We start from the raw sequence: 12,482 nt of genomic DNA on the forward strand, positions 1-12,482 counted from the left end.
ACGACGTACGTATCCGGGTGATTCGCAACCAGTTCGACGTTCGCGGCATAAGCCACAAGCGTCACCAAGAAGCCGGCGAAGATCGCAGGTAGTCTTTTAAGCATGGCGGCTAAGAACCTGATTTTCCCCAAGGACTGCGTGAGTGTAATGCAAATTTGGCGAAAAAAAACCACGATTTCCGGCAGACTTTGGGCAGCCCATCACGCTCCGCTGCGCACATGCGGGCCGCGCCGGCTCCAAACAGGCCGCTTGCGGTCGCGCCCGCCAGGCGATTGACGTACAATTTCAGCCCGCTACAGCAACGTTTGCACGAGCATGAACCGGCTTCAGATTCTCGAATACCCCGATCCACGCCTGCGCACCAAGGCGCAGCCCGTGAGCGTGTTCGATGCCGCGTTGCAGACCCTGATCGACGCCATGTTCGAGACCATGTATGCCGCGCCCGGCATCGGCCTTGCGGCCAGCCAGGTCAACGTGCACAAGCAGCTGCTGGTGCTCGACGTGTCGGAGGAAAAAGACCAGCCAATGGTGCTGATCAACCCGAAGATCGTCGCCAGCGAAGGCAGCCAGACCTATCAGGAAGGCTGCCTGTCGGTGCCGGGCGTCTTCGCCGATGTCGAGCGCGCCGACCGCATCGTGGTCGAAGCGCTGGACCGCCACGGCAAAGCGCAGAATTTCGAGGCCGACGGTCTGCTCGCGGTGTGCATCCAGCACGAAATAGATCATCTGGTCGGCAAACTTTTCGTCGACTATCTTTCGCCGCTCAAGCGCGAACTCGTGCGCAAGAAGCTGGACAAGCAGCGCCGCGCGGCCGCGGAAGCCTGAGCGTGACCCAACCGCTGCGGCTGGTGTTCGCAGGAACGCCTGAGTTTGCCGTCCCGCATTTGCATGCCTGCCGCCGCGACGGCGTGGAAATCGCCGCCGTGTATACCCAGCCTGATCGTCCTGCCGGACGTGGGCGCAAACTCACGCCCAGTGCGGTCAAGCAGGCGGCGCTGGAAGCGGGCCTCACCGTCGAGCAACCGGAAAATTTCAGGGAGGCCGTCGCGCGCGAACGGCTTGCCGCGTTCGCGCCGGACCTGATCGTCGTCGTCGCCTACGGCCTGATCCTGTCGAAGAAAGTGCTTGCGATTCCGCGCCTCGGCTGCTGGAACGTACACGCCTCGCTGTTGCCGCGCTGGCGTGGCGCGGCGCCGATCCAGCGTGCGCTGCTGGCCGGCGACCGCGAAACCGGCATATGCCTCATGCAGATGGAAGCCGGGCTCGACACCGGGCCGGTGCTGCTGCGGCGCGCGCTGCCGATTGCGCCAGACGATACCGGCGGCACGCTGCATGACAGGCTTGCCCGACTCGGAGCGCAATTATTGGGCGAGGGTCTGGAAGAAGTGCTGCACGGCGCGGCTTTGCCGCCTTCGGCGCAAGCCGAGCAAGGGGCGACGTATGCCCACAAGCTCGACAAGGCCGAGGCGCGCCTGGACTGGAACGAATCCGCGCTCGCGCTGGAACGCAAGGTGCGTGCATTCGATCCCTGGCCGGTCGCTGAAGGCGATGTGGCAGGCGAAACGCTGCGTGTGTGGAAGGCGCGGGACCCGGGGCCCGGGAGCCGAGGTTCGGCGCCACCGGGGACGCTGCTTGCGGCGACGCGCGCGGGCATCGATATCGCCTGCGGCGACGGCGTGCTGCGCATCCTCGAACTGCAGCGCGCCGGCGGTCGGCGCATCACGGCAGCGGATTACCTCAACGCGCGACCCGAATTGAAACAGACTGCCGCAACAGCGCACGGCCCATGAGCGCGCCCACGCCGGGCGCCGCGAATGTGCGCGGGCTCGCCGCGCAGGCGCTCGCACGCATCGTGCAGGGCGATTCGCTGCGCGCGACATTTGCAATATTTTCCACAAAGTTGCACGACGCGCGCGATCGCGCCCTGCTGTCGAGCCTGCTGCACGAAGGCGCGCGTTGGTGGCTGCGCTACGACGCGGCGGTCGCGCGCCTGCTCGAGCGCCCGCTGCGCGACGGCGAGGCGCATGCGCTAATCGTGCTCGGCTTGATCCAGCTCGAGGTGCTGCGTCTGCCGGAATACGCCGCGGTTGCGGCCACGGTCGAGGCGATGCGCGCGTTGAACCGACCCAAATACGCCGGCCTCGCCAATGCACTGTTGCGGCGCTGGCTGCGCGAGCGCGTGGCGCTGTGCGCGCAGCTCGATGCCGACGAGGTCACACGCAGCGCGCATCCGCGCTGGCTGCTGCATGCCTTCAAGGCTGATTGGCCCGCGGACGTCGATGCGATTGTCGCCGCGAACAATGCGCAGGCGCCGCTGTGGCTGCGCGTGAACCGGCGCCGCGCAACGCGCGTGGCCCTGCTCGACCAATTCGCTGCGGCGGGCGTCGCCGCGCATGCGCCGGAGCAAACTGCGGATGCGATCGTGCTGGCGCAGAGTACGGATATCACGCGCCTGCCTGGTTATGCGGACGGCGCGTTTTCGGTGCAGGACGGCGCCGCGCAGTTCGCCGCGGACCTGCTCGATCTCGGCGATGGTCAGCGCGTGCTCGACGCCTGCGCTGCGCCGGGCGGCAAGAGCGCGCAGATACTCGAACGCGCCGACGTGCATCTTGTCGCCGTCGATAGCGACACGCGGCGTTTGCCACGACTGCACGAAAATCTTGCGCGCCTGCAGCTGTCCGCCGATGTGCGCACCGGCGATGCGGCGCAGCCGGCAGCGTGGTGGGACGGCGTGCCGTTCCAGCGCATCCTGATCGATGCGCCATGCTCGGCCAGCGGCATCCTGCGCCGCCAGCCGGATATCAAGCTGCATCGGCGTGCGAACGACATGCCGGCCTTGCTCGCAACCCAGGCGCGCCTGCTCGATGCGCTGTGGCCTTTGCTTGGCAAGGGCGGACGCTTAGTCTATGCGACGTGTTCGCTGCTCGCGGATGAGAACGCGAGGCAGATCGTGCGCTTCGTTGCGCAACACGCGGATGCGCATTTGCGTGCGGACGCGCCGGCCGGTTGGCACGCGCCGACGGGTGGTGGCGCGCAGAATCTGCCGGGCGCGGCAGGCATGGACGGATTCTTCTATGCGGTTGTGGAAAAAGCTGATTAGTATACTTTCTCCGATTGCGCTGGCGGCCTGCGTGCAGGCGCCGGCGGCGGGTGCGTTCGCCGTGCGCGCGGCCGCGATCGAGTACGGCCAGTTGAACGCGCAAATCGACTGGCAGCCGAGCGCGGTCTTGCTCGATGCGCTCGATCACGGCATCGCGCTCGATTTCGCCATCACGCTCAAGGCGCAGGCGCCAGCGCTGCTGGGCTGGCAGCGCACGCTGGCGCAGACTAGCTGGCATCGCGAGCTGCGCTATTTCCCCCTGACCCGGCAGTACCAATTGCGCGATCCGGACGGTGCGGAGACGCGCAGTTATGCCGCGCGCGCATCGTTAATTGCGGCGATCGCCGACCTGCGCCTGGATCTGCCGGCGAGCTGGTCCGTGCCGGCGATGCAGGGCGGTACAGCGCAGCGCTACAGCTTGCGCATTGAGCTCGAACGCGACAATCTGCCGGGCGCGTTGCGCCTGCCTGCGCTGATCGATGCGTCCTGGCGCCTGTCCACTGGAAGCTATACATGGCCCGTGCCGCCAACCGCTGGCTGATTCTCGTCGTGCGCCGCGTGTTGCCGGCGCTGGCGGTATTCGTGCTGCTGGCGGCCGCGCTGCTGCTCGCGCGCGATGCGGCGGTCGGCAGCAACCGACTCGGCAGTTACTACTCGTGGATCCTAGTCGCTTCTGCGCTTGCGCTGCTCGTGCTGATCGCGATCATCGCACAGCGTCTCGTGCGCCTGTCGCGCGAATTGCAGCAGCGCGTGCCCGGTGCGCGTCTGACCCGGCGCATGCTGCTCATGCTGATCGCGCTCGCGGTGCCGCCGGTGGTGGTCGTGTACGGGTTTTCGCTGTTCTTTCTCAATGCGGCAATCGACTCCTGGTTCAACGTGCGTCTGGAACAGGGCTTGAGCGATGCGCTGGAGATCGGCAAGGCGTATCTCGACGAACGCCTGCATACGGCCGAGCAGAGCGCGACGGGCATCGCGCGCGACCTGGCCGATGTGCCCGACGCAGGATTGCAGGCGCGCATCGACAGCGCGCTCGACGCGCAGGGCGCCACTCAGTTGACCGTGTTCGGCGACAACCGCGCCGTGCTGGCTACGCAGAGTTCGGACCCGCGCTTCCTCAACCCGCTCTATCCGGATTCGGCCGCCTTGCTGCAGATCAAGGACAGCGGGCGCTATGCCCTCGCCGAACCGGTCGGCAGCCAGGACAGTCTCAAGCTGCGCGTGGTGATGCCGCTGCCGGATGCCGCGCCCGGCAGCCAACGTCTGCTGCAGGCGCTGTTTCCGGTGCCGCCGCAGATCCAGCCGCTGACCGCGGCGGTCGAACAGGCGAATTTCGATTTCCAGCGGCTCAAGTTCCTGCGCGATTCGCTGAAACTCACCTTCTCCCTGGTGCTGACCTTCGTGTTGCTGCTGTCCGCGCTGTTCGCGGTCCTCACCGCGTTCGGTGTCGCGCGCCGCCTGACCGCGCCGATCGGGCGCCTGGCCACGGCCACGCGCGCGGTCGGCGAGGGACGCTACGACACTCCGCTGCCGGTGGCGAGCGACGACGAACTCGGTTTCCTGCTCAACTCGTTCAACCAGATGCAGCGCGAACTCGAGCTCGCCAGCGCGCGTGTATCGCGCAGCGCGCAGGAAACCGACGCGCAGCGCATGTACTTGAAAGCCGTGCTCGAGCGCCTGTCCGCGGGCGTGCTCGGACTGGATCGCGACGGCATCCTGCGCACCGCCAATCGCGCGGCGGAATTGATCCTCGACATCCCGCTGTCGCGTTATGTCGGCCAGCATCTGGATGTCGTGCGCGGCGAGCATGCGATCCTGGTTCCGCTGATCGACCCGATTCTCAAGCACATGCGCGAAGGCACGCGCGAATGGCGCCAGGAAATCGTGCTCGGCACGGCGGATGAAAACCCGAACGGCGAGCGCCGCGTACTGATGTTGCGCGGCGCCGAACTCGCGCCCGCGCTGGGCAGCGATGCCGGCATCGTCGCCGTGTTCGACGACCTGACCCTGCTCAATCGCGCCCAGCGCGATGCGGCGTGGGCCGAGGTCGCGCAGCGCCTCGCGCACGAGGTCAAGAACCCGCTGACGCCGATCCAGCTCGCGGCGGAACGCTTGCGCCGGCGTTTCATCGGCCGTCTGCCGCCGGAGGAAACCGAGATACTCGATCGCGCCACGCACACGATCGTCAATCAGGTCGAAGCGCTCAAGGCGATGGTCAACGCGTTCGGCGACTACGCGCGTCCGTTGCAGATCGATACGCGCGCGTTCTCGATCAACGCGCTGGCCAGCGAGGTGCTGGATCTTTACGAAAACGATCAGCGCATCCAGCTCACACGCCGGTTCGCGGCCGGCGATCCGGGCTTGCGCGCGGACGCCGTGCGCCTGCGCCAGCTGCTGCACAACCTGATCAAGAATTCGCTCGAAGCGATGAGCGGCGAGCGCAAGCCGCATATCGAGGTGAGCACGCGCGAAGGCGCCGACGGCGGCCGCGGCTGGGTCGAACTTGCGGTTGCCGACAACGGCCCCGGCCTGCCTGCCGGTTTCGACGAGCGCTGGTTCGAGCCATACACGACGAGCAAGATCAAAGGCACTGGTCTGGGCCTCGCGGTGGCCAAGAAAATCGCCGAGGAACACGGCGGCAGCATGCGCGCCGAGAACCGCCCCGGTGGCGGCGCGGTATTCACCTTGCGCCTGCCGCGCGACGGCACAGGCGCCGCAGCGACATGAACGATTTGGCGACGAAGAGCGCAGCGGCGCAAACCCGGCGCGAGCTGTGGCTGTTCCTGCTGTTTGCGCTGATCATCCTTGGCGCGGGCATCGGCCTGCGCGATCCGTGGCCGGCCGATGAGCCGCGCTTCGCACTGTCGGCACGGCAGATGGTCGACAGCGGCAACTGGCTGATTCCACACCGCGGCAGCGAGATCTACGCCGACAAGCCGCCGGCTTTCATGGCCATGCAGGCGGCGGCTTACGAGCTGATCGGCAACTGGCGCATTGCGTTCCTGTTGCCGTCACTGCTCGCCGCGCTCGGCACGCTGTGGCTCACCTATGACCTTGCACGAAGGCTATGGGATCACCGCGCCGGTCTGTACGCCGCAGTCGCCTTGCTTACCGTGTTCCAGTTCGTCTATCAGGCGAAGCGCGCGCAGATCGATCCAACGGTCACGTTCTTTCTCACGCTGGCCAATTACGGCCTGCTGCGGCATTTCCTGCTCGGCCCGGACTGGCGCGCGTACTGGCTCGGCTGCTTCGCCGCAGGTCTGGGGGTGATCACCAAGGGCGTCGGCGTACTCGCGTTGCTGATGTTCGTTCCGTATATTTTTGCGCGTTGCGCACATTGGAATTTTGTCGCATCGACATCGCGCGCGACGTTGCGCTGGCTGGGCGGCGGCCTCGCGTTTTTTGCGGCGCTCGCACTGTGGCTGCTGCCGCTGCTGTTGGTCGTGAGTCGCAATCCGGCGCCAGAATATCAGGCGTATCTGCACGATATCCTGTTCCGGCAGACCGCGGCGCGCTACACCGATTCCTGGGATCACCAGCAAGCACCCTGGTATTACCTCGGCGTGATCGCGACCGGCTGGCTGCCGCTGTGGCTGACCTGGTTCGGCACCGTGCCCGCATGGTGGCAGCGTCTGCGCGCGAGAGATGCGCGCTTCCTGCTGCCGCTCGCCTGGGTCGTGCTGGTGATCGTGTTCTTCAGCGTTCCGGCGGGCAAGCGTGACATGTACATCATGCCTGCGCTGCCGTGGGTCGCGTTGTGCTGCGGCCCGTTTCTTGGCGAGATTGTGCAGCGGCGCTGGTTCCGCGTGCTTGCGATTGCGTTGCTCGGCGTTCTCGGTGCCGGATTTGTCGGCGCCGGCTGGTTCGCCGCGTCGGGAAAATGGAAGCTCGCGCACGATCTTGCCGGGCAACGCGGCTTCGGCGACGGCGGCGCTGCATTGTGGTGGCTGTTGATCGCGTTAGGCGCATGGATGCTGGCCTGCGCCGTGTATTTCCGCGTGGTCCGAGGTGCCAAGGGCTTGCTCGCCGGTCTTGCCGGGTTGTGGTTGTTGTGGAGTTTCTGGGCTTATCCGTTGCTCAACGACTCCAGCTCCGCGCGTGGCGTTATGCATCAAGCCGGCGAGATGATTGGGCCGAACGCTGAACTCGGTCTGGTCGCGTGGAAGGAGCAGAATCTGCTACTTGCCGATCGTCCGGTTGCCGATTTCGGCTTCGCCAAACCCTGGCACGAGCAGCTCGCCGCTGCGATTCGCTGGCAGGAAGCCGCGCCCGCGCAGCGCTGGATTTTCGTGCTGGCTGAGGCGATGGCGCCGTGTATCGATCAGACCCGGGCGCATTATGTCGGTCACGCCAACCGGCGCGAATGGTGGCTGTTCCGCGCCGATGCGGTGGCCGATGCCTGCCGTGGCGGCAATGTGCCGGTGCCGAATGCCGAGACGCCCGGCGATCCGAATTCCGACTGAGCTTGCCGGAGCGGGGCCGAAAAAAAGGACGGCTTGTGGCCGTCCAGCAGAGTTCCGGCGCAAGCCGGAGGGAACATTTCTTGTTTTTTGCGGTGTTTCTTGTAGAAACCGGGGCGTTCTAGTTTGGTGTTTACGAATAGCTCGGCATCGCGAAATGCCCGCCGGCGAATATACTTAAACGGCATTGCTAATGCAATACTTTAGTTTATCCAAGTTAATTCATTGAATATTATAGATTATATAGTCTGCATCGCGGCTGCGATGCTTGTCTGCAACGCCTCGGCCGCCGCGCGTGGGTCCGCTGCGAGGCGGATCGGGCGTCCGATCACCAAGTAGTCCGCACCGGCGCGCAGCGCCTGTGCGGCGTCGAGCGTACGTTTCTGGTCATCGGCAAGGGTCCCTTCCGTCGCAACAGGACGAATGCCCGGACACACGCAGATCAAGCGGTGATCGATATCGCTGCGCAGCCGCGCGACCTCGTGGGCGGAACTCACGACACCGTCGAAGCCGGCGGCCAGCGCCTGGCGCGCACGCGTCGTCACGACGCTCGCCAGTTCCGCGCGGATGTCGAGGTCGCCGAGATCAGCCTGGTTCAGGCTGGTCAGCACGGTGACCGCGAGCAGGCGCAAGTCGCCCTTGACCGCGGCGGCCGCTTCGAGCATCGCGCGGCTGTCGCTGTGGATCGTGCAGAAGGTGACCGGATAGCGCGCCAGTCCCTTGACCGCCGCGGCGACGGTTGCGGGCACGTCGTGGAATTTGAGGTCGGCGAAAATCTTCTTGCCGCGCCGTTCGAGTTCGTGCAGCACGCTGAAGTAGTCGCCCGAAGCGAGCAGTTCCAGACCGATCTTGTAGAAACTCACGGCCTCGCCGAGGCGCTCGATCCAGGCGCTCGCTTCGGCGCCTGTCGCCACGTCGAGCGCGAAAATCAGGCGCTCGTGCGTCGGAATATTCTTGGGCGTATAGACGGCCATCACTCGACTCGCAGCGCGTTGATTTTTTCCTGCCGCCGCTGTTCGCGCGGCTTGCTCCACTCGTCGCCGAACAGCACCGACTCCCAGGATCCATAAGTCGGGTTCGGCAGCACGAACCAGCGCTCGCCGATCCAGTCGAGATACGGCGCCACCGCATCGGCGCGACCGCTGCGCGTTGGTACGACCGCGTCGACGAAATCGCCGAGCTGGTCGCCGAACTGCATCAGCACGCGATAGTGCTGTGCGATCAGTTTGCGCCGGCAGCCCTTGTTCGAGCCGACCTGTTCGCAGCCCTTGAGCAGGGTGCCGAGACCGAGAAACGAATCGTCGCCGGCGTTGAGCGGAAAGCCCGCGCTGCCCAGGTTGGCGACCGTTGCGGCATTCAAATCGCGCGCTCGATTGGACAGATAAAACAGCGTCACGCCGTGTTGCGCGGCGAAGCGGGTGAACTCCAGCGCGCCGGGCAGCGGCTTGGCGCTTTTCTCCTTGCACCATTGCGCCCAGCTGAATTCGTCGAACTCATTGCCCGAGCGCAGCAGGCGCGCCTGATACGGCGAATTGTCGAGCACGGTTTCGTCGATATCGAGAATAACGGCAGGCTTGAGACCCTTGAGCGTGCCATTACGATCGTCCTTGGCCAGCGCATCCCAGCGCGGATCCTTGAGCGCGCGCAACAGTTTTTCCTGCGCGTTGCGATACACCTCGCGATAGATGAGGTTGTGTTCGATCGCGGTCTGCGCCCAGGCGAGAGCATTGAGATCGTCGTCGGCGCCGGGCGTTTTCGGTGTAACGGCGGCGGGCGGCGGCTCGGCCACGGGCGTGGCCGGCTTCGGCGAAGTTGTTGCGCAGCCGACCAGCAGGCAGGCAAGTATCGGCAAACTGACGAATGGGCGCATGACAGACTCCTGCAAGCCAGGCTCAAGGATTCACCACCAAGGACACAAAGTACACGAAGAAAGCGAAAACTTTTAGACAACCTGCTTCGTCGCTTGGCGTCCTTCGCGTGCGGCGGCTGTTGCTCTGATCAATCCGCCAGCAAGCTTGCCAGTCGCGCGAGATGCGAGGACGCGTGCTCGCGCCGCGTTTCGGCATCGAGCTCGGCATCGAGTCCGTCGCGATGCAGATCGGCGGCGGGCAGTTCGGCGAGAAAACGACTCGGCTCGTTGGCGACGATTTCGCCGTAGCGGCGCGACCGCGCGCTATAGCTCAGGCACAGGTTTTCGCGTGCGCGGGTAATGCCGACGTACAGCAGGCGGCGCTCCTCCTCGGTGCGGCCTTCCTCGATGCCGGCCGCATGCGGCAGCTTGCCTTCCTCGACGCCGACGATATTGACGAAGCGGAATTCCAGCCCCTTCGCCGAATGCAGGGTCATCAGGCGCACCGCGTTGCCCGGGTCCTCGCGATCGGCATGCGTGAGCAGGGCGAGTTGCGCGGCAAGATCGCCGATACCGCTGTCGGTCTTCTGCATCGCGCGGAACCAGTCGGCGAGTTCGCCGAGGTTTTCTGCGCGCCGCGCGCGTACCGCCGTGTCCTTGCTATCGACCTGCAGATGTTCGAGATAGCGCGTGCGCTGGATGACCTGCTCAACGAGTTCGGCGGCGGAGGCCTTGCGCGCATCGCCTTCCAGTTCGCGCAGCATCTCGGCGAAACCCGCAAGTGCCGACGCGGAGCGCGTGGCCAGTTGCTTCAACACGGCGTCGCTGCGCGCCGCGCCCAGCATCGCAACATGCCGCGACTGCGCCAGCTCGCCGAGTTTTTCCAGCGTCATCGCGCCGATGTCCCGGCGCGGCACATTGGCGATGCGCACGAAGGCCGCATCGTCGTCCGGGTTGACGATCAGGCGCAGATAGGCGAGCACGTCCTTGACCTCGGCGCGCTCCAGAAACGCGGTGCCGCCGGTCAGATGATAGGGCACGCGCGCCAGACGCAACGCCTTCTCCAACGGCCGCGACTGGTGATTGCCGCGATACAGCACCGCGAACTCGCTCCATTGCGCCTTGTGCTTCTGTGCCAGATGCGCGATGCCGGCGGCGACGCGTTCGGCCTCATGTTCGTCGTCGCGACAGACCAGCACGCGGATTGGCGGCCCTTCCGCGTGCTCGCACCACAGGTTCTTTTCGTGCGCATGCGGGTTGTGCCGGATCAGCGCGTTCGCCGCGCGCAGGATGCGCTGCGTGCAGCGATAGTTCTGTTCAAGCTTGATCACCTTGAGCTGCGGATAATCGCGGCCGAGCTGATCGAGATTTTCCGCATTCGCGCCGCGCCACGCGTAAATCGACTGATCGTCGTCGCCGACCGCGGTGAACGCGCCGCGCGCGCCGGCAAGCTGCTGCAGCAAACGATATTGCGCGGTGTTGGTGTCCTGATATTCGTCGACCAGCAGATAGCGGATACGCTCCTGCCAGGCGGCACGCGTGTCCGCATTGGCTTCGAGCAAGCTCAATGGCAGGCGGATCAGGTCGTCGAAGTCCACCGCATTGAACGCAGCCAGGCGCTTCTGGTAATTGGCATACAAAGTCGCCGCTTCGAGTTCGCGCGGGCTGCGCGCGAGCTCGCTTGCCTGCACGGGCGCGAGACCGTTGTTCTTCGCCGCCGAAACGAGATTGCGCAAGGCGAACAACTGCTCGGGCTTGATCGAGGCGGGCAACAGTTCCTTGATGATCGCCGTACTGTCGTCGGCGTCGAACACGGAAAAGCCGCGCTTCAAGCCAAGCTGCGCATGCTCGATCTGCAGGAATTTCAGGCCGAGTGCGTGAAACGTGCACAGGGTCAATTGCTGTGCGGCCTCGCCCTTGAGCAGCCGCGTCGCGCGCTCGTGCATTTCGCGCGCGGCTTTGTTGGTGAATGTAATCGCAGCGATCTTGTTCGGCGCGAGATGCTTGCGCGCGACCAAGTGCGCGATTTTCTCGGTAATCACCCGCGTCTTGCCCGAGCCCGCACCGGCCAGTACCAGTAGCGGCCCGTCGCAATAATCGATCGCGGCGCGTTGTTGCGGGTTGAGCATGATCAGGGCTGAGGGCTGAGGGCTGAGAGATGGTAGCGTGTTGCGGTACTCTACGGGTCGCGCATTTTCATTGTTGTTGTTCCACCGGCAGCCCGTCGCTTAAGTCGTTCAGCCCTCAGCCCTCAGCCCTACCCTCCAATGGCAAAATTATACTTTTACTATTCGGCGATGAATGCCGGCAAGACCACGACCTTGCTGCAGAGCGCGCACAACTACCACGAGCGCGGCATGCGCACGCTGATCTACACGCCGAAACTCGATAACCGCTACGGCGACGGCGTGGTCGCCTCGCGCATCGGACTCAAGGCCGACGGCCACATGTTCACGCGCGACGACGACCTGGCGCGCCTGACGCGTGCCGATATCGCTGCGCACGGCGCCCTTAACTGCGTACTCGTCGACGAAGCGCAGTTCCTGAGCAAGGCGCAGGTATGGCAGCTCACCGAGATCGTCGACGAACTGAAGATTCCCGTGTTGAGCTACGGCCTGCGCACGGATTTCCGCGGCGAACTGTTCGAAGGCAGTCAGTATCTGCTCGCCTGGGCGGACGATCTGATCGAGATCAAGACGATCTGCCATAGCGGCAAGAAAGCGACGATGGTCGTGCGCGTCGACGAGCATGGGCGCGTGGTCAGCGACGGGCCGCAGGTCCAGATCGGCGGCAACGAGCGTTATGTGTCCGTGAGCCGCAGCGAGTTCAAGAAAATCATGGCCGGCGTGGGGCGCATCGAAACCCAGCAGGTGTCGCTACCACTGATTGCGCGTTGAGCGGGCAATTCAGAGGAATTTAAGGCCGTCCATCGCAGACTTGTCGGCCAAGGCGCAGCTATCGGCGCCGCTCACCGGCGTAAAGTAATCGCACCATGCTGCGCATCCTCCTCGTTGAAGACCAGCGCGATATCGCGGCGAACATCTGGGATTATCTGGAATTTCGCGGCTTCGTCATG

At 65.0% G+C, this 12,482-nt stretch carries 10 protein-coding genes; 7 read left to right on the forward strand and 3 right to left on the reverse strand.

All coding sequences use genetic code 11. From position 1 onward, the window contains the following. The first annotated feature begins 315 nt into the window (after positions 1-315). Genes def through VIE67_RS06660 form a run of 6 tightly spaced genes read left to right on the forward strand, consistent with a single transcriptional unit; the run spans position 316 to position 7,560 of the window. Positions 316-825: a peptide deformylase gene (gene def / locus VIE67_RS06635; protein ID WP_332024508.1), complete on the forward strand. Its 510-nt coding sequence runs from the start codon at positions 316-318 to the stop codon at positions 823-825. Positions 826-827: 2 nt separating this feature from the next. Then, positions 828-1,790: a methionyl-tRNA formyltransferase gene (gene fmt / locus VIE67_RS06640; RefSeq protein ID WP_332024510.1), complete on the forward strand. Its 963-nt coding sequence runs from the start codon at positions 828-830 to the stop codon at positions 1,788-1,790. After that, positions 1,787-3,100: a 16S rRNA (cytosine(967)-C(5))-methyltransferase RsmB gene (gene rsmB / locus VIE67_RS06645; RefSeq protein ID WP_332024512.1), complete on the forward strand. Its 1,314-nt coding sequence runs from the start codon at positions 1,787-1,789 to the stop codon at positions 3,098-3,100. The genes fmt and rsmB overlap by 4 nt, the downstream gene beginning before the upstream one ends. After that, a complete protein-coding gene (locus tag VIE67_RS06650) occupies positions 3,075-3,641 on the forward strand; it encodes a DUF4390 domain-containing protein (protein WP_332024514.1) in 567 nt (188 codons plus the stop codon). The genes rsmB and VIE67_RS06650 overlap by 26 nt, the downstream gene beginning before the upstream one ends. Next, complete coding sequence (locus VIE67_RS06655) at positions 3,614-5,824, forward strand: sensor histidine kinase (protein ID WP_332024516.1); 2,211 nt, start codon at positions 3,614-3,616, stop codon at positions 5,822-5,824. Before VIE67_RS06650 ends, VIE67_RS06655 begins: the two co-directional genes overlap by 28 nt. Further along, positions 5,821-7,560, forward strand: coding sequence for an ArnT family glycosyltransferase (locus VIE67_RS06660; RefSeq protein WP_332024518.1), 1,740 nt, complete (start codon positions 5,821-5,823; stop codon positions 7,558-7,560). The genes VIE67_RS06655 and VIE67_RS06660 overlap by 4 nt, the downstream gene beginning before the upstream one ends. A gap of 236 nt (positions 7,561-7,796) precedes the next feature. Here the strand turns inward: VIE67_RS06660 and pyrF are convergent, their stop codons facing one another. The 3 genes from pyrF to VIE67_RS06675 form a co-directional block, all read right to left on the reverse strand. After that, positions 7,797-8,531, reverse strand: a complete 735-nt coding sequence (pyrF, locus tag VIE67_RS06665; protein ID WP_332024520.1) for an orotidine-5'-phosphate decarboxylase — start codon at positions 8,529-8,531, stop codon at positions 7,797-7,799. Further along, entirely contained in the window at positions 8,531-9,427 is an 897-nt protein-coding gene (locus VIE67_RS06670; RefSeq protein ID WP_332024522.1) for an HAD family acid phosphatase, read from the reverse strand. The genes pyrF and VIE67_RS06670 overlap by 1 nt, the downstream gene beginning before the upstream one ends. Before the next feature lie 128 nt (positions 9,428-9,555). Continuing rightward, on the reverse strand, positions 9,556-11,535 hold the full coding sequence (locus VIE67_RS06675) for a UvrD-helicase domain-containing protein (RefSeq protein WP_332024524.1): 1,980 nt from the start codon (positions 11,533-11,535) through the stop codon (positions 9,556-9,558). Positions 11,536-11,673: 138 nt separating this feature from the next. Here VIE67_RS06675 and VIE67_RS06680 point away from each other — a divergent pair, with 138 nt between their 5' ends. Further along, positions 11,674-12,303, forward strand: coding sequence for a thymidine kinase (locus tag VIE67_RS06680; RefSeq protein ID WP_332024526.1), 630 nt, complete (start codon positions 11,674-11,676; stop codon positions 12,301-12,303). Positions 12,304-12,482 lie beyond the last annotated feature (179 nt).

This window comes from Rudaea sp., from assembly GCF_036560865.1.
Taxonomy (GTDB): domain Bacteria; phylum Pseudomonadota; class Gammaproteobacteria; order Xanthomonadales; family Rhodanobacteraceae; genus Rudaea.

Coding starts and splice junctions, on each gene's coding strand:
- pyrF (WP_332024520.1), bottom strand. CDS start 8,531: ATGGCCGTCTATACGCCCAAGAATATTCCGACGCACGAGCGCCTGATT.
- VIE67_RS06675 (WP_332024524.1), bottom strand. CDS start 11,535: ATGCTCAACCCGCAACAACGCGCCGCGATCGATTATTGCGACGGGCCG.
- def (WP_332024508.1), top strand. CDS start 316: ATGAACCGGCTTCAGATTCTCGAATACCCCGATCCACGCCTGCGCACC.
- VIE67_RS06660 (WP_332024518.1), top strand. CDS start 5,821: ATGAACGATTTGGCGACGAAGAGCGCAGCGGCGCAAACCCGGCGCGAG.
- VIE67_RS06650 (WP_332024514.1), top strand. CDS start 3,075: ATGCGGTTGTGGAAAAAGCTGATTAGTATACTTTCTCCGATTGCGCTG.
- VIE67_RS06670 (WP_332024522.1), bottom strand. CDS start 9,427: ATGCGCCCATTCGTCAGTTTGCCGATACTTGCCTGCCTGCTGGTCGGC.
- rsmB (WP_332024512.1), top strand. CDS start 1,787: ATGAGCGCGCCCACGCCGGGCGCCGCGAATGTGCGCGGGCTCGCCGCG.
- VIE67_RS06655 (WP_332024516.1), top strand. CDS start 3,614: ATGGCCCGTGCCGCCAACCGCTGGCTGATTCTCGTCGTGCGCCGCGTG.
- VIE67_RS06680 (WP_332024526.1), top strand. CDS start 11,674: ATGGCAAAATTATACTTTTACTATTCGGCGATGAATGCCGGCAAGACC.